General features: G+C 42.1%; 21 protein-coding genes. 13 read left to right on the forward strand and 8 right to left on the reverse strand.

The features are described 5' to 3' along the window. The first annotated feature begins 18 nt into the window (after positions 1-18). From AC5JPO_RS11175 to lpxC, 5 genes are all read left to right on the forward strand, one after another. A complete protein-coding gene (locus tag AC5JPO_RS11175) occupies positions 19-1,092 on the forward strand; it encodes a D-alanine--D-alanine ligase (RefSeq protein WP_443525742.1) in 1,074 nt (357 codons plus the stop codon). Between the two features lie 432 nt (positions 1,093-1,524). Further along, positions 1,525-2,328, forward strand: coding sequence for a cell division protein FtsQ/DivIB (locus tag AC5JPO_RS11180; protein ID WP_443525744.1), 804 nt, complete (start codon positions 1,525-1,527; stop codon positions 2,326-2,328). 136 nt (positions 2,329-2,464) lie between these two features. Beyond that, a complete protein-coding gene (gene ftsA, locus AC5JPO_RS11185; protein WP_443525745.1) occupies positions 2,465-3,790 on the forward strand; it encodes a cell division protein FtsA in 1,326 nt (441 codons plus the stop codon). A gap of 283 nt (positions 3,791-4,073) precedes the next feature. Beyond that, complete coding sequence (gene ftsZ / locus AC5JPO_RS11190) at positions 4,074-5,273, forward strand: cell division protein FtsZ (protein ID WP_443525746.1); 1,200 nt, start codon at positions 4,074-4,076, stop codon at positions 5,271-5,273. Between the two features lie 323 nt (positions 5,274-5,596). Continuing rightward, the gene (lpxC, locus tag AC5JPO_RS11195; protein ID WP_443525747.1) at positions 5,597-6,514 is read left to right on the forward strand and encodes a UDP-3-O-acyl-N-acetylglucosamine deacetylase; all 918 of its coding nucleotides are present in this window, start codon (positions 5,597-5,599) and stop codon (positions 6,512-6,514) included. 298 nt (positions 6,515-6,812) lie between these two features. On the opposite strand, the gene AC5JPO_RS11200 is transcribed toward lpxC, so the two are convergent. Beyond that, positions 6,813-7,328 carry a hypothetical protein gene (locus tag AC5JPO_RS11200; protein WP_443525749.1) on the reverse strand — a complete coding sequence of 172 codons (516 nt, stop codon included), beginning with the start codon at positions 7,326-7,328 and terminating at the stop codon, positions 6,813-6,815. Positions 7,329-7,569: 241 nt separating this feature from the next. Here AC5JPO_RS11200 and AC5JPO_RS11205 point away from each other — a divergent pair, with 241 nt between their 5' ends. After that, positions 7,570-8,298 (forward strand): CHAP domain-containing protein, encoded by a 729-nt coding sequence (locus AC5JPO_RS11205; protein ID WP_319051416.1) that lies wholly within the window; start codon positions 7,570-7,572, stop codon positions 8,296-8,298. A gap of 133 nt (positions 8,299-8,431) precedes the next feature. Here AC5JPO_RS11205 and AC5JPO_RS11210 read toward each other — a convergent pair whose 3' ends face one another. Further along, entirely contained in the window at positions 8,432-9,163 is a 732-nt protein-coding gene (locus AC5JPO_RS11210; protein WP_443525750.1) for a DOMON domain-containing protein, read from the reverse strand. Between the two features lie 209 nt (positions 9,164-9,372). After that, positions 9,373-9,684, reverse strand: coding sequence for a YhbY family RNA-binding protein (locus AC5JPO_RS11215; protein ID WP_319051418.1), 312 nt, complete (start codon positions 9,682-9,684; stop codon positions 9,373-9,375). Between the two features lie 340 nt (positions 9,685-10,024). Here AC5JPO_RS11215 and AC5JPO_RS11220 point away from each other — a divergent pair, with 340 nt between their 5' ends. From AC5JPO_RS11220 to AC5JPO_RS11245, 6 genes are all read left to right on the forward strand, one after another. Further along, complete coding sequence (locus AC5JPO_RS11220; RefSeq protein WP_319051419.1) at positions 10,025-10,657, forward strand: RlmE family RNA methyltransferase; 633 nt, start codon at positions 10,025-10,027, stop codon at positions 10,655-10,657. 398 nt (positions 10,658-11,055) lie between these two features. Next, a complete protein-coding gene (ftsH, locus tag AC5JPO_RS11225) occupies positions 11,056-12,951 on the forward strand; it encodes an ATP-dependent zinc metalloprotease FtsH (RefSeq protein ID WP_443525752.1) in 1,896 nt (631 codons plus the stop codon). Positions 12,952-13,106: 155 nt separating this feature from the next. After that, positions 13,107-14,000, forward strand: coding sequence for a dihydropteroate synthase (gene folP / locus AC5JPO_RS11230; RefSeq protein WP_443525754.1), 894 nt, complete (start codon positions 13,107-13,109; stop codon positions 13,998-14,000). A gap of 133 nt (positions 14,001-14,133) precedes the next feature. Further along, complete coding sequence (locus tag AC5JPO_RS11235; RefSeq protein ID WP_443525756.1) at positions 14,134-14,415, forward strand: FAD assembly factor SdhE; 282 nt, start codon at positions 14,134-14,136, stop codon at positions 14,413-14,415. A gap of 52 nt (positions 14,416-14,467) precedes the next feature. Further along, positions 14,468-14,917, forward strand: a complete 450-nt coding sequence (locus AC5JPO_RS11240) for a hypothetical protein (RefSeq protein WP_443525757.1) — start codon at positions 14,468-14,470, stop codon at positions 14,915-14,917. Between the two features lie 246 nt (positions 14,918-15,163). Then, on the forward strand, positions 15,164-15,877 hold the full coding sequence (locus AC5JPO_RS11245) for a YidB family protein (RefSeq protein WP_443525759.1): 714 nt from the start codon (positions 15,164-15,166) through the stop codon (positions 15,875-15,877). Positions 15,878-16,031: 154 nt separating this feature from the next. Here the strand turns inward: AC5JPO_RS11245 and AC5JPO_RS11250 are convergent, their stop codons facing one another. The 3 genes from AC5JPO_RS11250 to trmB all read right to left on the reverse strand — a co-directional run bounded on the left by AC5JPO_RS11250 (position 16,032) and on the right by trmB (position 20,107). Next, complete coding sequence (locus AC5JPO_RS11250) at positions 16,032-17,135, reverse strand: regulatory protein RecX (RefSeq protein WP_443525761.1); 1,104 nt, start codon at positions 17,133-17,135, stop codon at positions 16,032-16,034. Positions 17,136-17,181: 46 nt separating this feature from the next. Further along, positions 17,182-18,225, reverse strand: coding sequence for a recombinase RecA (gene recA / locus AC5JPO_RS11255; RefSeq protein WP_443525762.1), 1,044 nt, complete (start codon positions 18,223-18,225; stop codon positions 17,182-17,184). Positions 18,226-19,267: 1,042 nt separating this feature from the next. After that, on the reverse strand, positions 19,268-20,107 hold the full coding sequence (gene trmB, locus AC5JPO_RS11260; RefSeq protein ID WP_443525764.1) for a tRNA (guanosine(46)-N7)-methyltransferase TrmB: 840 nt from the start codon (positions 20,105-20,107) through the stop codon (positions 19,268-19,270). A gap of 195 nt (positions 20,108-20,302) precedes the next feature. Between trmB and AC5JPO_RS11265 the strand changes: the two genes are divergently transcribed. Continuing rightward, the gene (locus AC5JPO_RS11265) at positions 20,303-21,232 is read left to right on the forward strand and encodes a DUF2628 domain-containing protein (protein WP_443525766.1); all 930 of its coding nucleotides are present in this window, start codon (positions 20,303-20,305) and stop codon (positions 21,230-21,232) included. Positions 21,233-21,248: 16 nt separating this feature from the next. Here the strand turns inward: AC5JPO_RS11265 and AC5JPO_RS11270 are convergent, their stop codons facing one another. Both AC5JPO_RS11270 and AC5JPO_RS11275 read right to left on the reverse strand, forming a co-directional pair. Next, positions 21,249-23,132: a monovalent cation:proton antiporter-2 (CPA2) family protein gene (locus tag AC5JPO_RS11270; protein WP_443525768.1), complete on the reverse strand. Its 1,884-nt coding sequence runs from the start codon at positions 23,130-23,132 to the stop codon at positions 21,249-21,251. 83 nt (positions 23,133-23,215) lie between these two features. Next, positions 23,216-23,920: a hypothetical protein gene (locus AC5JPO_RS11275; protein ID WP_443525770.1), complete on the reverse strand. Its 705-nt coding sequence runs from the start codon at positions 23,918-23,920 to the stop codon at positions 23,216-23,218. Between the last annotated feature and the right edge of the window lie 588 nt (positions 23,921-24,508).

The following is a 24,508-nucleotide window of genomic DNA, read 5'->3' on the forward strand; positions in this document are numbered from 1 at the left end:
AATTTAGGAGCTGTCCTCATGACGACTAATAATAAAGACAATACAAGCAATCAGAACCAAGCCATTACCAATCCAGAGATGGCAATGGCCGCAGCTGCACAAGTAAAACAAGATAACGTTGATACTACGTCAAACAAAACAGACAACGTAACCTCTGTCAGTACGATAACCAGTCATGTAAAAGACGCGAAGCAGTTCGGAAAGGTTGCCGTCGTTTATGGTGGCAGTAGCAATGAGCGTAGTGTGTCTTTGGATAGTGGCGCTGCTGTCTTGCAAGCACTTCAAAATCAAGGCGTCGATGCAACTCACTTTGATCCAAAGCATCAAGATATCACAGAATTACGTGAGTACGATCGCGTGTTCAACGTCTTACATGGTCGCGGCGGTGAAGACGGTTTATTACAAGGTGTACTGCAGTGGTTTGACATACCGCAGACCGGCTCAGGTATTTTGGCATCAGCATTGGGCATGGATAAAGTCCGTACCAAGCAGCTATGGCAAGGTTGCGGTTTATCGACAGCCCCTTTTTCATTATTGACGGCCGATACGGATTGGCAGCAAGTGGTTAACATGCTGGGTCTACCACTTATCATCAAACCCGTTCATGAAGGCTCAAGTATTGGTATGACAAAGGTCAACCATTTAGATGAGTTGCCTGCTGCTTATGCTACCGCAGTACAGTGCGGTGATGCTGTAATGGCTGAACGCTGGATTACAGGTCGTGAATTTACGATTGTGATTATTGATGACGAAGCTTATCCTGTCATCCGCCTTGAGCCTGCCGACATTACCAACTTCTATGATTTTGAAGCAAAGTACAATCGCAATGATACCAGCTACTATATTCCTTGCGGATTGACTGCTGCCGACGAAAAGCATCTACAAGATTTAAGTCTTGCTGCATTTCGTGCAGTGGATGCAAAAGGTTGGGGGCGTATTGATGCCATGCAAGATGAAGCAGGCAATTTCTGGCTACTAGAGATTAACACAGTGCCTGGTATGACTAGCCATAGCTTGGTCCCGATGGCAGCCAAAGCACGCGGCATGGACTTTGATACATTGTGCTGGCACATACTATCGCAGACAGTATAGTTATTCGCTGTTTAATTCATTTGCGGTTCTATAGTTAGTTGTAGTTATATAGTCGTGTTTTTATCCCATACTACTAACCGTTATTAGCGTGTTCAACGTGTTGCTAAAGCTGCTATATCATAGCTTCATGTAAACTTGTGTAAATTCAAGGCTGCTAACGAGTGTTAGGCTATTGTTTGACTATGAAATACGTTAATATTGCAAGAATGGGTTTAGTTTAATAATATTTATCTCTGTGATAGAGATAACTCATAAGTTATTCATAACCTAAGAAAAATGTTACGTTTAAATAAGAATAATTGCAGTGTACGAGTCGTTTTATTGACAGACTTTGATAATATATCGAATGAATAGGCTTCTGCAAAGTGTATGCAGATTTATATCAATAATGAGCATGATCAGTTTTATGCAAATATAGGGACAAAGGTCGTTATGGCTCAAACTGTCAACGAGGTAACTGACTTGATGAGTGATAAAGCCGGTCGCCCAGTATCTAAAATCCAGATACCGAATTCGGTCAAATATCTTTTTATGATATTGGTAATAGGATTGCTAGTACTGATATTGATAATGGGTGGCAAAGCACTGCGTGATGCACCGCCAGCTGAGATTCATGTCAGTAACCAAGGATTGTCTAGCGCCCAATATAACTCGTTGCAAACGGTGATGGATCAGCAAAAGGTCAGTAGTTTTTTTACTTCCGATCTACAAGCGTTGCGAGATATCACGACGGGTTTGGCCTGGGTTGATCAAGTGAGTATCTCTCGTGACTGGCAACGCGGTATTGTTGTTACCGCTTTACCGAAGCAAGCGGTCGCCAACTTTGGTACAGAACGTCTGGTCGATGCAAAGGGCGCTGTTTTTGTTCCCGCTGATAGTAACGATTTGACTCAGGAACGTTTTGCTACCTTACAAGGTGAGATGACTCAAGCACCAGTTATTATGCAACAAATGCAGCAGGTCAACGATTGGTATACACCACTTGATATGCAAGTTGCCGATATTATCTTATCACCAAGAATGACGTGGTTGATTCGTTTTGATAATGGCTTACGCGTTATTGTTGATAATGAAAACACGGCGCAGAAGTTACTGAATCTAAGCCAGCTACTTGGCAATCAGTTAAGCGGACGCCGTGATGAGATACAGTCTGTAGATTTACGTTATAAAAACGGCTTTACCATAGCTTGGGATATGTCAGCATCACCTGTTGAGGAATTAGAACAGCCACAGTAGCACTAAGCAAAGCAGCATAGTCAATGAGTGGTCATGACCTGATTTGAAACTATTTGGCTTAAACGAATAATATATGTACAACATCATAGCGTGTTAATAACGCTTTTTTTAACGATTCAACAGGAGGACATTGTATGTGCTCCTGTCTAGCGATAATTTGTCTGGTACCATGAAAAATAATGAAAATCTGGTTGTTGTCCATTTAAGTGCCACGGCAGTATATGTCGTTATTGGCAATGTTGTCTCTGCAAAAGACATTCGTATTTTGGGCGTGGGGAAAGTTAAGAACAGCGATTTTTATCAAGGGCAAATAAAGCATCGTGAACGTCTACAAGGTGCTATCAAGCAAGCTATCCAAGAAGCTGAAGATACTGCTAACTGCCGCGTGCATAGTGTGTGGTTAACCCTAGCGACTCCCGAACTGTCTAGTAAAAACAGCGCAGGGGAAGTTAGGGTAGAAGATGAAGTCGTGCGAGCCAATGATATGGTACAGGCATTGTCTAATGCCAAATCACGCGATCTACCATCTGATTACTACCTTATGCATTGTTGCCAGCAAGGTATCTACGTCGACGATCAAGATTTTATGGTCGATGACGTCATTGAGATGATGGCACACAACATTACTGTGATGTATCACATGATGATGATGCCAGTCGCTAGCCGCCAAAATATCCAAAAATTATTGCAAAGTTGCGACGTCGGTATCGATCATATTGTGTTCGACGCGGTGACCAGTGCCGAATATAGTTTGATGAGTGAAGAGCGTCAGCAAGGCGTGTGCTTGGTGGATATTGGTGCCAGCACGACCAGTATCTGCGTTTATAAAGAAAATAAATTAATCTTTACCCATTGTATTGCTACTGGCAGTCACGAAGTAACGATGGATATCTCAGCTGATTTTGGCATATCGATGATCGAAGCTGAGCGGTTGAAAAAATCTCACGGAACTGCTGACGCTACCAGCGTTGACCCCAGCGCTTTCTTCTTGTTTAAGCCGCAAGGGTCTAGTGATGAAATCAATATCGGTATCTATAATCTAGCACGCATTATCGAAGCACGTTATGTGCAGATATTTACAGAAGTGGCCCGTCAGTTACATGAAGCGGGTTTGATAGGCTATATAGATAAGGGCATCGTACTAACGGGTGGCGGTAGTACAATCAAAGGCATGATACCTTTTGCCAAAAGACTGCTAAAAATGCCAGTCGTATTGACCAATACTCATCCTGCTATCAGTGCCTATAACCATTTTGATAATGATGAATCATTCAAGCAGCTTAATAGTCAGGTGAACGACCGTGCTTATCAAACGGCTTTTGGTACACTACTATATAGTCAAAGCGAGCAGTTTCGCCGCAGTGAAAAAAGCGAGCCTGATACGATCCAAAAAAATCGAGTCACAGGTGTCTTTCAAAGCGCAGGGCAACGCTTCGCTAACGTGTTGAAAAAAATACTATAGTAGTGTGCTTTGCAGTCCTGTTTTTATGAGTTATTTAATGTCTAAGCAGCCCACAAGACACTAATGAGTAATTTGAGAAAAATTGAAATAATATTGATAACAATACGCTAAGCAAGAAAAGTAATACCTTTAGGTAATGACATATTATTGTCTATGCTGAACTATTTGATCTATAGCCCTGTTTTATTTAAATACATTTATATATAGTATGTCGATAGCGCGCCATATGAGTGCGTCAATACGTATCGACCTATACGCTATCTGCAACTGGAGAATCTTTTTTATGTCAAAATACACCATGCCAGATGATAATCAGCTTCAAAACAACGGCCAAGCGAGCTTCACTGTATTCGGTGTTGGCGGCGGCGGCGGTAATGCAGTTGAACATATGGTACAACAAGGAATTAGAGGTGTAACGTTCGTCTGTGCTAATACAGATAAGCAAGCGCTAGATCGTCTAACTGCACCGCACAAGCTACAGCTTGGTGCCAAAACAAACCGTGGTCTAGGTGCAGGGGCAAATCCAGAAGTGGGTCGTGAAGCTGCCGAAAGTGAAGAAGAATCTATCCGCGCATTGCTCGAACATTCAGATATGGTGTTCATCACCGCTGGTATGGGCGGCGGTACAGGTACAGGTGCAGCGCCCGTTGTTGCACGTATTGCAAAAGAAATGGAAGTGTTGACAGTGGCTGTCGTAACCACACCATTTAAGTTTGAAGGCGGTAAGCGCATCAAAGCTGCTAAAGCAGGTATCGAGCAGCTCACTAATTTCGTTGATTCAATTATCACCATTCCAAATGATAAGTTGATGAGTGTGTACGGTAACATCTCTATGCAAGATGCCTTCAAAAAAGCAGATGATGTGTTGTTGCATGCTGTGCAAGGTATTGCAGAGACGATTGCTAGCGAAGGTATGATTAATATTGACTTTAACGACATTCGCACAGCAATGACTGCTAAAGGTCATGCAATGATGGGTATCGGCCGCGCTAGCGGTGATGATCGTGCCCGTCAAGCCACTGAAAAAGCCATTAGATCACCATTACTTGACGATTTACGTCTAGAAAATGCCAAAGGCCTACTGGTTAACGTCATTTCTTCTGAATCGTTATCATTGGATGAGATGAGCAAAATTAGTATCATCGTTGAAGAAATTACTGACATTGATGACGCTCATATTTTCTATGGTTCTGTGATTGATGAAAAAATGGGTGATGACTTGCATGTCACAGTCATTGCAACAGGTTTGACTCTGGATGAAAATGCAGGTCAAGAGCCAGAAGTGGTTGAGCAGCCGGTACCTTCTGTAAATAGCACACAGCCTGTCGATCCTAATGTGCATACCAGTGCATTGAACAGCCAGAAGCATTCGCAAGCTCAGATGCATCAGGACACTGCTCCGCGTCCAAGTACGCCTCAAGAGCAAACAAAGACAAAGACCAATAGTATCCAAGACTATCTGAAGCGCCAACAAAACAAATAGCCCTAACCCCATACAAAGAAGCCAGCATCTAAATGCTGGCTTTTTTATGTCTATAGATCAGGACTCGTATATAAGGGAACGATAATAAAGGTTGTACTACGATGAAATGTTTCAAACTATAAAAGTATGTCCAAAAACTACTGTCTAAATCCTTAAATTGCACATAAAAGTTATAGGAATAGAGCCACAACAAGGATAGTAATAGGGACGATAAGTGTTATCAATCAAGGAGATAAGGAAATTAACGCTTTTTATTTGTAGCGAATTAGGCGTAGGTAATGGTACACTATGTCAATTGTAACAAAATATGTGAGAAAACAGCCATGAACCAAAGAACCATAAAAACAGCGATAGCCGTTACAGGTACTGGTCTACATAGTGGTCAGCCTGTTGACTTAGAGTTCCATCCACAGCCGGTTGATACTGGTATTGTTTTCGAGCGCTCCGATATTGTAGGTAGCGAGCCTATCCCAGCAAATGCATTTTTGGTACACGATACTATGATGTCCTCGAATCTAGTATTCGGTGGGACGCGAGTAGGTACCGTCGAGCACTTGCTTAGCGCGATTGCTGGACTTGGGGTAGATAATTTACTCGTTCGTGTTTCTGCCTCTGAGATACCTATCATGGATGGCAGTGCAGCGCCTTTTGTTGCTTTATTACTTGATGCAGGGTTTTGTGAGCAAGAAGCTTCAAAGAAGTTTATCAAAATCATCCGTCCAGTCCGCGTAAAAGTAGATGATAAGTGGGCAGAGCTGCGCCCTTATGACGGGTTTGAATTGAATTTTGAGATTGACTTTGATCATCCTGCTATCGATAAAAACTTTCAACACGCACAGCTACAGTTTTCTACACAGAACTTCATTGAGCAATTGAGTGAAGCCCGTACTTTTGGATTTTTGCGTGATATAGAAGCCATGCGCCAAAACAATCTGGCTCTAGGTGGCAGTATGGACAATGCTATCGTCATTGATGACATGAATATTCTTAACGAAGAGGGTCTACGTTTTAACGACGAGTTTGTTCGTCACAAGATTTTAGATGCATTAGGGGACTTATATTTGATTGGTTATCCGATTATAGGACGTTTTAGTGCCTATAAGTCTGGTCATGCATTAAACAATTTGCTAGTACGTGAGATATTATCTGATGAAGATAACTTTGAAATTGTAACTTTTGATGACAATGTAACATGCCCAATAGAGTATTTACCGCTGAATGGTTTAGCGGTTGAAGGATAAATACAGGAATATACACGAAGTATCGAAACATTTACGTAATATTACATAGTGACGTTATGATTACATTAATATAATATGTCATATTTTGAATATATAGTCTAGGTAATTTTTTAGTTTTCTGTCTAAGGCACTGTATACAAAAGCTGTAGGCAAATAAAGAATCATCTGTTGGTTCCATTTTAGATATAAGTGGAACTGGCAGATGATTTTTTTTGTGTAATAGATTACAAAAACCCAGCGTTATCCATGCCATTATGCATTTTTGTTTACATAACTTTACATTGCAATATTTATATTTTTACTCATTTATCAAACGCAAAAGCGCTTTTTTGAGGTTTTTATCAGTGGTGACATGCTCCGCAGCCTGTGATATAGTCCTTCTTGTGTTTTGGCTAAGAGCCTGATTTTCATTGGCTTTACAAGGTTTTGATAAGGTTGCTGATAACACTGATGATTGTTTAGATGAACTATTATCAGTAGATATTTTAGCTACTACAACGCGGATTTGCTTGAGTTGTTTAAATGTAATTGACTGCTCTGTTAACACTTGCAAATAAGCGTTTTGTAAATAGCGAATATGATTGGCCGCTGTCATTGAGCCTACACTGAGTATTAATTGCTCAGAGGTTAAGCCTACGACCCAACAGGTATTGAGGATTTCCTCAGGTAGACAGTCTACCAGCAGCTCTTTTACCTCATTGGTCGCCTCTATATACAGCCGCATGTTATCAGCAAGAGTTTGAGGTAGTGCGCTACCAGCGAAAGCTTGATGATCTATAAGCTGGGCAAGCCGATTAGGCTGTTTTTTTGACATCGTAATGACTCATCTATTAGGTGACAAATTCGATATTCAGAACAGACATGCTAGAAGCAGTATATAGCATAGGGTTTATGAGACAGTTGACTAAGCAAGGTACTGGTATTAGTCACTATAAAAGAACGAGCTGTTGTGATCAGGATTTTATCACGTTTATCTGATAATTATATCCTCTAAATTAATCGATGCTTTGTCACGGATGACGAGCAGACTTGTATTAACAATAGGTAGTAAATTTATGAAACAAGCTTTATTAATTTTGTCAGTATTGGGAATGGGCATAGCACAGACGAGTGGTGCTGCCGAAACAACCTTTCAACCAAATAATACCTTGAGTCATACCATCACAAATATCTCTACTTCTGCGAACTACGGTTCTAGTCGCAACATCTATAGCACTAATAGCGGTGCTCATGTATATAGCAACGATGAGATCAGTCAAGCCATTGACAACCTAAGTGCTCATGCTAAACAGAAAGAATATCAGCTTGCCTCATTGACGAGTCGTTTGTCTTACGAGCAGCGTCAGCAGCAAGCGAGTCGCGTTCCTGATCGCAACTCTGCTCCTGCTATCGCAGCGGCAAATGCTTCACGAGTAGCCCTATCTAGAAGCTCTGGCTATTGTGCTCGCTATGTACGTAAAGCATTACAGTCAGCAGGCTATGAGTTTACGCCGAATCCTTCAGCATATCAGTATGCCTCTCGTGGCACGCTAGCCCAAGCAGGATTTACCAAAATCAGTAATGATATGGCACCTCAAGTTGGCGATGTGGTTGTCTACAACCGTACGTCAAGTCGTCCGCATGGTCATATTCAGATTTTTGATGGTAACGACTGGGTATCTGATTTCCGTCAAAACAGCATCAGCCCATACAGCGGTAATTATAGCTACACGACATGGCGTGATTCGCAGTATGTCGATGACGCATCTAACCGTGGTATCTACCTTGCGATGGCTGATAAATAAATATCGGTTAAACAGATCTAAAGTTTTCTCCAAACTCAGTAATGCTCTTTATGACATTGCTGAGTTTTTTTGTGCTTTAAACAAAGATATTAAGAATAAGGGTATTTGAGTGAGTACAACCCATAGCATCACGTTAAAGCTCAAATGTTGACCAATAGTCATGGTTATGAAAATCAGGTGGAGAGGCGTGCTGAGAGGCAAAATATAAACTGCGCTCACCAAACTGCAAAATAACACAAGGATGTATCTGCTCAACGGTTATATTGGCAACGCTGTATTTATGGTTAGGTAATTCAGTTATAGGAATAGAAAAGCGACGTTCATATTGATAAGACGAATTTACTAGTGATAGCTCGCTCTTTATAGATGTTTCTGGCTGACTGACACTATCAGACCAGTTGATAGCTACGCGTGTGAGTCCGTCAGTATCGTATAGCGGTGTTGGTGGTAAGGTAGCAGGGTTACGATAGCCTTTAAACTTATAGAGTGCATAGCGACCATCAGGACTGGCATTGACTTCAATATAAGGCGCTGTTTGCTGACGTATCGTTGACTCTTTACCACTGATGGTGCGGCCAGTGATAAAACACTCAAGGCAGGTCTCTTCCCATAGATAATCAGTAAATTTTACTCGGGATTGCTGCCAAACTGGCCACGCCAATTGACTCGCTAATACGTGACTTGCTAATACGTGACTGGGTAAGGTGATTTGATAGGTTAACCGTAATTGTAATGCGGGCTGCTTGATAATATCAGCGATTACTTTGATATCGATACGCTGCAGATCATCAGTAGTTACGCCTAGCAGCTGTGCATCTTGCTCTAATGACTCTGTCGCTATACAGAGAGTAAAAGATTGATTCATTGTCTATAAAACTCGATAGTAATTATAAAAGAGTAATGAAAATGACGGCTACTAAGCATTAGTATCAGGTGCCAATTAAGTCTTCAGCTACCAGGCAATATAAAAGCCGCGAGCAAGATGCATCGCGGCTTTTATATTTGCTGTCATTATTTAGAGCGTATTTTGATATTTTCAAAATGAGAACACACCCTAGTTATCAGCTCATCATCTTATTGCGCATGACGTGCTAGGTTAGACAGTTTTGGGTTTGCGTTTGGGTTTTGACGTAGCAGCAGTGCCATACGGCCAATAGAGTGAACCAAAGACGCATTGGCCGCTTTGGCGAGCTGAGCACCAACGACGTCACGTTCTTCTTTGGTACCAGCAGGCAGTTTTACTTTGATAAGTTCATGATCTGATAAAGCGCGATCAATCTCTTCAGTAATGGTCGGTGTGATACCTTTGTTGCCAATCATAACGATAGGCTTTAGCTCGTGACCGATGCCTTTTAAGCGTTTGATAGTAGCGTTATCGAGTTGCATAGAATTCCTAGGTGTTGGTAAAAATAAAAAGGGTACAGTCAGAAACAGTTATTGATCATTATAGATAATCTGAGACCGTCTTGCATGAGATCCGCAGGATTTTGCACGATTTTACGTGACGGAAATGTTAAACTGAATGTTTTGTTATATTATAAACGCTACTGCCCTATAAAACAGTGTTTTAACCAATAGAATTTAGTCAGTTTGTGACCAATCATGAATAAATGGCTTAATCGATGATACATTTAAAATAATCAACGTCTTATTGAGTTTAGATTGCTAGTCATAGCGTAATTGAAAAGAGTATATTTAAGTTTGCCAAGTCATAGGAGCAGGTATTTTGGCCACGCGTATCGAAAACAAAAAACTGTCAAAGAGCAGCAGTGCTTGGATGAAAGAACATATCGACGATCATTATGTACAGAAAGCGCAAAAAGATGGCTACCGTGCCCGTGCAGCTTATAAGTTGTTAGAGATTAATGAAAAAACGAGTTTGATTAAAAAAGGCATGACGGTCGTAGATTTGGGAAGTGCTCCTGGTAGTTGGTCTCAAGTAGCTGGTCAACTGGTCGGAGACAATGGCATTTTGATTGCGTCTGACATTTTACCGATGGATACTTTACCTGATGTCACCTTTATTCAGGGTGATTTCCGTGAAGCTGAAGTATTTGATGCCATTATGGCAGAAGTAGGTGACAGGCAAGTCGATGTGGTGCTGTCTGATATGGCACCCAATACGGCTGGGAACAGTGCTATTGATCAGCCACGTATGATGTATCTGTGCGAGCTGGCAGTTGACTTTGCTTTATCAACCTTACCAGAAGGTGGCGCACTTATTATGAAAGTGTTTCAGGGTCAAGGTACCCAAGAATTACGCAAGCAGATGCAGCAGGATTTTAGTAAGATTCGTAGTATAAAGCCAGGGGCTTCGCGACCGCGATCAAAAGAGATGTTTTGGATAGCGATTAAATAGTTTTAACATCAATAAGTTGCAGATCTTGTAAGCAAGATAATAAGGCACCATAAAGTAGTGCTATCGCAATATTAAAACTGTGACAATCGTTCAACGAATAATCGCAAAACCTGCTTGAATTATGCGGGTTAGCACCATATATCATGGTATATTACCTTTGTTTTTAGCATACGTTTTAGGCAAAGTCGTCTGATGACAAGCGTTTTATAAGCTCATTAACGATATATCTATGTTTTTCTATACTGATTGCTTGCCAAAAAAGCCTTTCTGCTATTTTTGGATCACGCTATTTTGAGCAAGTGTTTTTAGTATTGAAATATTTATCAAAAATGAGTAACACGTTTATAGACGTCACGTGTTTAGTAAACACACCAATAAGTAAGGGATGGGAATAACTAGTGAGCGACATGGTAAAAAATACCTTATTGTGGCTGGTGGTAATCGGCGTTTTGGTACTGGTGTTTAGCGGCTTTGATCAGTCTTCTGAGCCGGATAACCTTAACTACTCTGAGTTTGTGACCGCTGTGTCAGAAAACCAAGTAGCCAGTGTTGAGATCGATGGCGAACAGATCACCGGCGAAAAGAAAAATGGTTCATCTTTTGAGACCATTAGACCAGCTGTGTCAGATGACCAGCTAATGCCAATGCTACGTGAGAACCAAGTCGAAGTTCAAGGAACGGCACCAAAGCGCCAAAGCGTACTGATGCAGCTACTGATAGCCAGTTTCCCAATTTTACTGATTATTGGTCTGTTCTTATTCTTTATGCGTAATATGCAAGGCGGCGCTGGTGGTAAAGGCGGCGGTCCGATGAGCTTTGGTAAGTCAAAAGCGAAAATGCTGACTGAAGATCAAATCAACGTGAACTTCGAAGACGTGGCTGGTTGTGAAGAGGCCAAAGAAGAAGTCGTTGAAGTGGTCGATTTCTTACGCGATCCAGATAAATTTACTAAACTTGGTGCGACGATTCCCCGTGGTATCTTGATGGTAGGTCCGCCGGGTACTGGTAAGACATTGCTAGCTCGCGCCATTGCTGGTGAAGCTAAAGTACCGTTCTTTTCAATCTCAGGGTCTGACTTTGTAGAGATGTTCGTAGGTGTTGGTGCATCACGTGTACGTGACATGTTCGAACAAGCAAAGAAAAGCGCACCTTGTATCATCTTTATCGATGAGATTGATGCAGTTGGTCGTCATCGTGGCTCTGGCATGGGCGGTGGTAACGACGAGCGTGAGCAGACATTGAACCAGCTATTGGTTGAGATGGATGGTTTTGAAGGTAATGAAGGCGTTATCGTTATTGCTGCAACTAACCGTGCTGACGTACTTGATAAAGCGTTATTGCGTCCAGGTCGTTTTGACCGTCAGGTACAAGTAGGCTTGCCAGACATCAAAGGTCGTGAGCAAATCCTAAAAGTACATTTGAAGAAACTACCGAACACTATCAGTGTAGACGCCAGTTCTCTTGCTCGTGGTACACCGGGATTCAGTGGTGCACAGCTTGCCAACCTTGTAAACGAGGCGGCCTTGTTTGCCGCACGTCGTAACAAGACCAGCGTCGACATGAATGACTTTGAAGATGCAAAAGATAAGCTATACATGGGCCCTGAACGCAAATCTATGGTGATACGCGAAGAAGAGCGCCGTGCCACGGCTTATCATGAAGCGGGTCATGCTTTGGTTGCGGAGCTATTGCCAGGTACAGATCCTGTGCATAAAGTTACTATTATGCCGCGTGGTTTTGCCCTTGGTGTGACTTGGCAGCTGCCTGAACATGACCAAACCAGCATGTATAAATCAAAAATGCTAAGTGACATTGCTATTTTATTTGGTGGTCGTATCGCCGAGGAAGTCTTTATCAACCAGATGTCAACGGGCGCTTCAAATGACTTTGAACGTGCAACCAAAATGGCGCGTGCAATGGTAACGAAGTACGGTATGTCTGACGCACTTGGTATCATGGTTTATGAAGATGATGACAATTCACAAGGATACTTTGGTGGCGGTGGCCGTACGATCTCAGAAGCCACGCAGCAAAAGGTTGATGACGAAGTACGCCGTATGCTAGAAGAGCAATATGACATTGCTCGTGAATTGATTGAAGGTAACCAAGATAAAATGCATGCGATGGTTGATGCATTGATGAACTGGGAAACTATTGATCGTGATCAACTGCAGGACATTTTAGCAGGTGAAGATCCACGTCCACCTAGAGTGTATCAGCATAACGAAGTGAACTTGTCGAAGAACGATATCAAAACTACTGGGACTACGCCGCCACCACTACCAGCGATGTAAATGTAAGCTACTCTGTATTTGACAAAAAAGCCCTTTATGATAAAGGGCTTTTTTATTGTCATCATTTTATACAGGTTTTAGGACAGCATAAGATTTACTGGTATCATAAGCATAGACGAAAGCAGCTAAAAAAGATTATTAATTAGAGATCGGTCATGTCATTATTCCAGCCTTTGCCCAGCTATAAAATCACCAGTCGCGACAAAACACTGAATTTGTCGCAGCCTCATATCATGGGTATCCTCAACGTCACACCAGACTCATTTTCAGATGGTGGGCAATTTAACGGTGTAGATAAGGCTGTTGCGCATTGTCAGCAGATGATAGAAGAGGGCGCGACTATTATTGATATCGGCGGTGAGTCTACTCGTCCCCATGCAGACACTGTCGCGACTACTGAGGAGCTACAGCGAGTCGTGCCAGTGGTTCACGCAATTCGGCAGCACTGCGGTGATAGTATCTGGCTATCTATAGATACCAGTAATCCAAAGGTCATGCAGGCAGCCTTTGATGCTGGTGCTGATATTTGGAATGACGTCAGAGCACTAAAACGTACTGGTGCAGCAGAGTTGGCAGCGACTCTTGATATACCTGTTATGCTAATGCATATGCGCGGTGAGCCAACCACGATGAATAATCTGGCACAGTATGACGATGTGATAGGTGAGGTGAGTACAGAATTGACTGCTCGCATTCACGAAGTGATAAGCTCTGGTGTCAACAAAGATAAAATTATTATAGACCCAGGCTTTGGTTTTGCTAAAAATTACGAGCACCACTGTGCATTATTGAGTCAATTAAGCAAACTACAGGCGTTACAGTTACCCATGATGTTTGGCATTTCACGTAAACGCTTCTTAGCAGAAGTGTTGACTAACAGTAGCGCTCAAGCAATGCAAAGTACACAAGCCATAGAGCGAGATGCAATCGGTACGGCTGCTGGGATATTTGCGTTACAACAGGGAGCAAGTATCATCCGTACGCATAATGTAGGAATGATGCAGCAAGCAGTGGCATTGTGGAGTCAACTATCAGAATATCCTCACTAGCGTCACTTGATAAGCCGAGACGATGGATAAGGTGTGCTACTGTGAGAAATATTTATATGCTATATCTAAAATCTATCTCTTACTGACTATTGAACCGATTATTAAAAACCACTTAAAAAATGAGAGTATCTGTATGACCAATATTATCCAACCAGAACCAACCAATGAGCAGCGCCGTATTATCTACCAGGCTCGCCGCGGTTTAAAAGAATTAGATTTTTATATTGATCCTTATGTTAAAGAGCTGTACCTAACAGCAGACGCTACTGAGCAAGAGACCTTCGCTCAGATGCTCACGCATGAAGATCCTGACTTGCTCGATTATTTTACCAATCAGAATCGACCAGAAGAGGATGATATCTGGGCGTTAGTGAATAAAATAAAAACTTGGCGCCATACCAAAGATTTGGTGTAGAAGTAGCGCAACTGATGACTCCAATATTTGACGTTTTACATAGCATACTCATATGACGCTGGTAACCTCACTACGCATTGATACCGCTATTCAAACTGCCAGCCGTTTACGGTGGTTACTTTATGCCAGCCTAATCGTCTTAATGATGGTATTGGCATGGCTGGCATCTTTGGTATTGTGGCAGTATGTACTTATTTTGGTAGTCTCAGTAGCCGTTGCTAGTTATCTCATTATGTTCCGTCCGACACCGTTACGCATCAGCCAGCCGCCGCTAAGGCAACGTCTTGATAAACAGTGGCAGCTGTTGGTTCGCACGGGTCGAGGTGATGAGTTGTGGCATGCTCAATTACTCACTGTACATCGTTACCCATGGGTAATTATTATTAATTTTAAAATAACAGAGCCTTATCAAAAGCCTTTATCGATAACAGTCTTACGTGACCAAGTAAATAGTGAGGACTGGAGGGCGCTCAATGTTCTAGCCAATACCGTTATGGAGTAAACTTCATAGGGCTTTATCAAATTTTTATGTCAACTTGACCCTCATATCCATGAACTTACGAACACCTACATGTCATAACAAAACACCTATCTTGCTGTTCCAAGAGATTTGCTATATTAATAAACAAGCATAAAGCATATAAACCAACCATTCGATGTCGCAGATTTTATACATGTGAAAAGCACGTATCTGTCGGCTTAGGTGGTGGTTTTTTATTATAATTAATATGATAAAGAGGAATAGAAAATGAGTTTATTAGGGAATTTAGTGAGTCAAGTTGCCCGTAGCGCGATGAACCCAGATGACGCTCAGCGTAATCCGGTAAACCAGCGTGTCGAACCACGTCGTACAGGTGGCTTAGGTGATATATTAGGCAGTGTGCTTGGCGGTAGTAGCCAGGCTGGTGGTTATAATCCGCAGCAATATGACCGCAAGCCAGATAATGGTTTTGGTTTAGATGACATTATAGGTGGTTTGGCAGGTGGCAATCAACGTGGTAGTGTGAGCTCAGGCGCTGGTGGGTTAGGCGACATCTTGGGTAGTGTATTAGGTGGTCAACGTAGTAGCAGCGGTTTTGGTGGTAAAGGAATGCTTATCGCTGTTCTTATGCCGATGGTACTAAGCTGGATCAAGCGTAATGGCGGCATCGGCGGTGCACTATCAAAAATCACTGGTATGGGACACGGCGCTCAAGCACGCTCTTGGATGAGTACGAACGAGGCCAATGACAATCTAGACCCAAATGAAATCAATCGCTTGTTTGACGAAAGCGAAATCCAGAAAGTGGCCGCTCATACAGGTGCCAATGAAACAGAAGTACGTCAAGGACTTGCCGAATTATTACCTGAAGTCATGAACCAGCTAACCCCTAATGGCAACCTGGACAATGAAGCGGAAGCAAATGAAGAAATCGATCAAATCATTGGTCAACTGTCTAACCGTCTTGGTACGTTAAAATAATCAATTTGAGTTAAAGTTGTCTACGCTATGAATTTCTAAAGCGGTGGCACTCTTAAATCATGACTATGGGGCACATCTCACGATGTGCTCTTTTTTTGTCTCGTTTAAAGCATATCATTAATATGATAATTGACGATATATTATAAAGAACGAATCAAAAGCGGTTAGCCAAAGTATCCGTTGTGTAGTTGAGCGCTGCGAAACAGACATCGGTATTGAACCCTCTATATTGCAAAAATCGCAGTTGTTTTGCTTTTTCCTTTTGCTCAGTAGGGACGTTGTTACCGTATTTTTTGGTACGTGCGATGACAGCCAGTTTGAGCCAATCTACGCCATCGACTATATTGTCTTCACTGTCCTCTACAAACTCGCTAAACTCATCCGATTCTGCATTTGCCATATCGATCAGCTCATCGATATTACCTGGCATAGCGATTTTCTTGCGGTAGAATTCTTGCTTGATGCGTCCGCGCCCTCGACCTTTGCGGATATTTTCACGTATGAGCATAAGGGTGGTGCGATAATCACTCTGATAGCCTTTTTCTTCAAACTCATCGATGAGTACATCGACCTTTTCTGGATCTTGCTCCTTATCGATTAGTTTTTGCTTGAGTTCAGCTTTGCCATATTCACGGCGCGACAAATAATAAAATGCTAGCCAACGCAATCGGCTTTCGGCTTTGATCGCATCGATTTCGGCTTGTTTTTGTTCAGGTGTACGTAAATAGGCCTTAAGCGCAGCTGGTATATTATCGTTTTGACTGTCCGTTTCGCTGTTGTGGGAAGGGTATAGTTCGTTCTTATCCTCTAAAACGTTTGAGGATAGCTCAACATTACTATCCATAGCAGAATGGTTGCAGGTTTCATCACTATGAACGCTATGTTTAACTTCTGCTAGCATCTCCTTAATCGTTTGCGCTTCAGGCGGTTGATAAGTGGAGGCATCACTTGGCTCAGCAGTAAAATTAGCTGCTGGATGGAAACGCTTTTTACGTTTTTTAGATTTAGAGACTTTGGTTGTACTAGAGGAGGGCGCTTCGAAAAAAGTGCTGTCGATGGTAGAGTCATCGAGAGATGAGCTGTCTATCTTGGAATAGGTAGAGCGCTTGGAATAGGTAGAGCGCTTGCTAGATTTGCTTGGCTTTTTAGGTAAGTTTTTGGCAGTATACTTAATTGGTTTTTTTCGCTTGCTCTCGGTAGAGCCAACTGAGTCGGAGTCCGACTCAGCTAGAATATCAGCCAATGTTTTAATTTTCATAATCAATCATAACTATTTATAGCGGCTACTGATAATGGTTAGAGTATTATTGTACCGGTTCAGGAGCTGGCTCTGCATCCTTTGCTTCACTGCCTTTTTTCTTACCGAGTTTTTCATCACGAATCTTATCTTCGATTTCTTCGGCGATAGCAGGGTTTTCTTTCAAGAACAGTACAGAATTGGCTTTACCTTGACCGATTTTTTCATCGCCGTAGCTATACCATGAGCCTGCTTTGCCAACAGCACCAATCTCGACACCCAAATCAATGACTTCAGCCAAATGATTAGTACCTTCGCCATAAGTAATCTCAAATTCTGCTTGGCGGAACGGCGGTGCCATTTTGTTTTTGATAACTTTGACACGGGTTTGGTTACCGATAATTTCGTCACCGTTTTTGACCGCACCAATACGGCGAATGTCCATACGGACAGAAGCGTAGAACTTAAGGGCATTACCACCAGTCGTGGTTTCTGGACTACCAAACATAACACCAATTTTCATACGAATCTGGTTAATAAATACTACCATGCAATTAGAGCGTTTAGCATTACCCGTAATTTTGCGCAGTGCTTGGCTCATCAGACGCGCTTGTAGACCCATATGTGAGTCGCCCATCTCGCCTTCAATCTCTGCGCGCGGAGTCAAAGCAGCTACTGAGTCAATAACGATCATATCGATCGCCCCTGAACGTACCAGCATATCAGTGATTTCAAGCGCTTGCTCACCATTATCAGGTTGCGATAATAGTAGGTCATCAGTATTTACCCCAAGCTTACGTGCATAGACAGGGTCAAGCGCATGCTCAGCATCGATAAAAGCACAAGTGCCACCTTGTTTTTGACACTCTGCAATAGCCTGTAGGGTCATCGTGGTCTTACCTGAGCTTTCAGGACCATAAATTTCAACGATACGACCTTTTGGTAATCCACCTATACCAAGCGCGATATCTAAACCAAGAGAACCTGTCGATACCACATCAGCATCAAGAATGGCTGATTCATCACCCAGATGCATGATGGTGTTTTTACCAAATTGCTTTTCAATTTGACCTAATGCCGCTTTGAGGGCTTTGGCTTTATTGTCGTCCATATTGGATTCCTTGTTTTCGATAATTGATTTGACGCTATAGATAAAACACTTATAGAGCTGAGCACTATAATCAGTGTGCATTCTATGTCACTAATGATGGGCATACACAGTCATCAGTGTTTTGGTATCTAGCAAAATAAATAGGTTGTCACACGCATGGTATGAGTAGTAATATCGAAGATATCGCTCTACTATACAGTAAAATTAAATAACGAGAGAAGTAAAAATAAGTTTGTAATTACGAGCGCTACAGTAATTTTTAAGCTGTATCTTAGCTATTAGCCATTGTAGAGGACGCTGTAGTGCTGCTGATTTGATAGAGTAATTATAACAAAATTTAAGCAGTATATTGAGGCGTGAGCGATGCTATACGACACTATATGTCGTGTGAGTAGAGATACAGGTTTATAAAAACAGTTCCTGATGTAAAATGATTTTGAACCTGATAAAAGCCATACTTGTCAATAGAACAACGAGTTGTCCACAACAAATAATGCGCTTATTTTTATTAATTGTGAAACATTATAAATAACTAAAATTTTTTTAAAAATATTCAAAATAATTTTTTATGTCTTTATATTTAATTTAAGTTTTTGATTTTAAACAATTTTAAAATTGTACAAAAAGTGAACGATTTTATCTTATCCTTTAAGTTATCTGGCTATAAACTTGTCAAGTGGTGACTTATACACAGGGTTATCCACAGCTTATGGGGAGAACTCTCCAAGCCCTTATAGTATCTATGCTTGCGTGAATAGACAATATTTTAAAAGCGCTCAATCGTGTCTATTAAGAATCAACAAAGACTGTTTTTCAGTAGTAACCTATGTCTTAAGTGATATGTTTCACATAATAATAATTTATCTTTTTTCACGTACTATCATACTATAGGTCTTTAAAGTCAGCGGTGTGACTCGGTAAAGCCGATTAATAAACTATTAAGTATACTTATAGGTATGATGGCAAGCTTATAAACAGACATAAAAAAGCGGCTAAATAACGTAGCCGCTTTTTTGGACATCACTAGATCAGACGATTTGTATTAGTCTTTGATATAGATCAAATCCCAAACACCATGACCGCGCTCGAGACCACGTCGCTCGAATTTGGTCATTGGGCGAAAGTCAGGACGGTCGGTGAAATTACCAACGCCTGCTTTATTGGTTAACCCTGAAAAACCATCTAGCACCTCAACCATCCAAAAGGCATAATGCTCCCAATCAGTTGCCGTATGGAACCAACCGCCTTGCTTTAGACTGCGTGTCAGAATAGTCATGCGCTCAGGACTGACAAAACGGCGTTTGTAATGGCGTTTCTTTTGCCATGGATCTGGGAAGTAAAGCTGAATACGATCAATATGGTTTTCTGGCAGTTGTTTGAGCAGTTGAATAGCATCGCCATTGATGATTTTGACATTGCTCAAGTTTTGTGTGCCTGCCATGTAGGCACATTTACCAATACCAGGCTCATGCACTTCGATACCGACAAAATTGCGAGTAGGTTCTGCTGCCGCCATTTCAATAAATGAATCACCCAAGCCAAAACCAATTTCTAAAGTAAGCGGTGCGTCAGTACCGTTTGGGCTATCAGCGAACAGCGCTCGCAAGTCATCAATACCGGTAAGGTCGCCATCACCAAAACTGTTATTGACCAGATATTTAGAAAATTCTGGTGCAGTCAGAGCCAGCTCGGCATTTTTATTCATGTGCGTGCGACGCTTCATAAATGTATTGACGATACGGATATGTTTGTCAGAAGTAGGCTCTGCCTCTTGGTGAGCACTTGTATCAGTATTGATAGAATCGCTGGTGCTATTTAGAGTGTGCTCATCAGTAGTATCGGTACTATTGATGGTGTCGTTGATATCAGAATGTTGACTCATAGGGTTACTAGGGCTTAATTAGGTGGGTAGTGTCTGCTTATTATAAGTTAAATCTATACAACTGTGAATGTGCAATGCGACTTTAGCGCGTTCACTGTTTGGTTATCCAGTTTTTCTATCTTGTACGTGGGTTTTGGCGTTATTATAGAGCTATCGTTGATAAATAATTTTTTAGAATAAGTAGAGCGTATCATTATGCTATTTATTGAGACGGATTCACCGCCACCGTTTTACCAAGATTCACTGACACCTGCTAAACGTAAGCAGCTAGATAAATGGTACATCGGTAGTCGCACTCAGCGTTATTATCTCAAACGTTTTGAGCAGTTCGATCAGCAAGGATACCTATCACCAAAATGGCATTGGGCTGCGTTCTTTATCACTTTTCCTTGGTTGTTATACCGTAAGCGCTATATGGATGCCATTGTCTATAGCGTGGCAGGGTGGTCGTTCATTCAGCTCAATGTGGCTATTGTGCTCGTCGCATTCGAATTTGTAGCGATGTCTTATGTACCAGATGCTTATCAAATGGTTACCCGAATTGGCATTGCAGCCGTTATCTGGCTGTTCTGGTCTGCAATGGTGGCGCGCTGGACAGATGCATATTATTACCGAATGGCACGGCGTGAGATCGCTGATGCGATTAATGACCATCCGCGAGACGACGATGCACAAAAAGCGCATCTAAAAAAAGAGGGCGGGGTTAGTTTATTTGGCTTAGCATTGGGGTTCGGTTTTTTCGCCTTTGCATTGCTGGTGATAAAAGTACAGTTTTTGCCTATCATTGCCAAACCAAAAGAGAACGAGGTGCTATTTGATGCTTATGATATTGCCAAAACTGCTCAAAACCGCGTGGCACTGATTTATCAGCAGACAGGGCAATGTCCAATAGGTTTGCCGCTAAGTACTGAAGATCAACAAGTGCGCATGAGTGTCGATAATCGGGCTGCTGGTGTGCTGGATACCGACTGTGCAGTGACGGCGACGATTCAAAACGTTAGGTTTCCCATACGTTACCTGAACGAACAGACATTGGTCTTTTATCATATCCCAGACAGCGATAATTGGGGCTGCACCAGTTCACTGAACAAGAAACAAGCCCCCAAAAGCTGTATGTCTGACTAGGAATTGAACATCCTTACTATTTAGAATCAGTTGCGATATCGTCTGATTTATCAACTGGTGTCGCTTGACTCTTTAATGCCTCATAAAAATCTGTCAGATCCATTTTACGCGCCTTGCCAATATCTTCATCAAACAAGCTCTCAAGTTCTGCCATCGCCGATTGTGCTGACTCAATCATACTGGCTTCGTCATCATAGATCGCTTGCTGACGCTCAATCAAGTCATCATCATAATCACGGAACGTTCTTACAGTTTCTCGTGCTTTTTCGGGAGAGATGCCGAGCAGCTGCAGTGATTCACGTGACATGTCAAGAGATGACAGATAAGTCTCACGCCAAATGTGACGCACACCCACTTCGCGTAAGCGGTAGTAGTGCTGACGATCGCGCGCTCTTGCCAATATAATCAACTCAGGGTAGTTCTTGCGTAAATATTGAGCGGTGGTGATAGAGCGCTCCAGATCATCAATCGCCAAAATAAACACACGCGCTTTTTGAATACCTGCGGCTCGTAAAATCTCAGGGTTTTTTGGATCACCATAATAGACCTGGTTACCGAATTTTCGTACAAAATCGACTCGGTTTGCAGAGCGTTCAATGGCGGTAAACTCAATATTGTGCATACGAAGTACGCGACCAATGATCTGACCGACTCGGCCAAAGCCTGCAATAATCACCTGATGCTCATGATCAGGGATGGTGTCGTATTCGCGGCTAGGTTTACTTTTAGCAAATAATGGCTCACCTATTTTTTCTAATAATAAAAACGCCAATGGAGTGAGTGCCATCGAGATGGTTACTACAAGATTTAAGGTATTGGCCAGCTCAGGACGCAAGACATTTTGGGCCGTGGCAACGCTGAATAGCACAAAAGCAAATTCACCGCCTTGGGCGAGAGTCACACCCAGTCTGATACTGGTGGGCCAGCGGTTGCCTGATATTTTTGCGATAGCTGCAATTACGGCAAATTTGATAAACATCAAGGCAAGCGCACAGCCAATGATAAATATGGGCTTGGCCAAAATAAGTTTGACGTCAGTCAACATACCGACCGACATGAAAAATAGACCCAATAGTAGACCTTTGAAAGGCTCGATACTGGCTTCTAACTCGTGACGATATTCAGAGTCAGCCAGCAATACACCTGTCAAAAATGCACCTAATGCCATTGATAGACCAATCTGCCCCATCAAGATAGACACACCCATGACAATAAATAATGCGACCGCGGTGAGTAATTCTGTTGCACCACTTGACGCTACAAATTTAAAGAAAGGTCGAACGACATAGCGACTGGCAAAAATAAGACCCGCAAACACCGCAAATACTTTGCCAAAATAAAGTAAATCGTAGCTCTGCTCACGCACCCCTGATAAAAATGGAATCACTGCCAATAATGGGATAACGGCGATATCTTGGAACAATAGAATAGTAAAGGCTTCTCGACCATGCGTGCTTGATAGCTGCTGTTTTTCGGTCAATATTTGCAGTACAAATGCAGTAGAAGAGAGCGCCAAACCAAAACCAACGATAAAGGCAGTATCTAGCTGTAATGAGAAAAAGTGATGCAACAGTCCCATCAACAACGTACCAGTCAGTCCAACCTGTAGACCACCAAGGACAAATATAGAGCGGCGTAGTGCCCAAAGCCGTGAAGGTTGCAGCTCGAGTCCGATAATGAACAACAGCATGACCACGCCAAACTCTGAAAAATGCAACAAGCTCTCAGCATCACCCGCTACATCCAATCCACTGGGACCCAATATGAGTCCTGTGATGAGGTAACCTAAGACCGTTGCTATACCAAAGCGTTTACCAAGGGGGACAAAGAGCAGCGCTGCTCCTAGGAAGATAGTGGCTTGTAACATTAAGTTTGGTGAGCCGGCGGCGGCAGCGAACATCTGGAATCCTCAGAAATTAGGACAAAATAAGCAATTTAAAACGGGCGTAGTTGGCAATAAGTCGAGAAACACTATCGACACTATTATTTTTTACGGTAAATTTTCCACACACCATTGTCTGCAAGCGGGTTGTTATAAGCATCATTGCGACGTTTACGCGGTGTTTGCCTACTATCGACAATCTTAAAATCAGGCAGAGCATGGACGATAAGACCAGTACGATAAAAACGTACGCGTTCAGGCTCTAACATCTCACCTTTACTGTCGCGGCAAAAAACATAAGCACGCAGATCGATAAATTCACGATGAGCGACTAAACGTGCTTCATCGTCGTTATCTAGCACCGCTGTCATGCGGGCAACTTCATCATCAGTATAGGATCCACACTTATCTGTAAGTGCACCGACTGAGCCAAAGCTTTTGGACTCTTTGGCACGCGTTTTGGTTAAATGAAGGCGCTGAACATGATAAATAAACTGCGGTATCTCAAGGCTGGCTGGTAGCGGTAGATAATCAGGTGGCATATTGGCTGCGGGATAAAAATCCTGGGCGCGTTCAAGTAGGTTTTGCCAGCGCTGCTGATAAGCCTGTACCTCGGCTAAATTACCTTCATAGATAGGCATGTCACGAATCTGCCGCAAAATATCAGGCGGAAACTGCTCATGACGAAAGTTGGCAATGTCTTCTTGCAGCGTCGATAACAAAACTTTGGCGTGTTTTTTGCCGTCTTTTGACGTGGGATCATCGATATAGTCTGGGGCGACAAAGGGTGCTGAGCGTCTAGACATAGTGTTGTATCATCAATTGATCGTGAATAAGGTTTTCAGTCTTAAGTATACAGAATTTATATCAAAAATATGGTTGCAAGACAGAGTTTTTCATCGCTTTTAACATGCCATTACAATCATAGAGTCAAATTTTATAGAAACACCAGCTTAATAGAAGCGTAGGCTGGTTGGAAATTTAAGTGAGATATAATTTTTATTGCTTCATATGTTTTTATTTTTAATATCTTACAAAACGATAAATATTACTACCTAATCAAGCAAATTATCGCGACTGATGTTTATGCGTAAGTACCTAGCAGGCTCGGATATGTCTCCTAAGCGGCGTAATCCATTACATACTATTAGCAAAATATCCATCAGCATCTTTTGCATGGGATTAATACTTTCAGTTAGGTTTTGGTTGCTGATGATGTCAAATATGGGGTCAGGTTATCTACCCAATATCTGTAATGGTTGTCTAGATATTTGGATTAGGATGACGTTGCTAATAGTGGGTATCAGTCTTTGGCTAGTGACAGTGGCAGTATCAGGGACTTGGTTGACTTTACACCTGCAACGCTTTTGTTGTCGCTGGATCAGACGAAACCA

The organism is Psychrobacter sp. H25 (assembly GCF_059076335.1).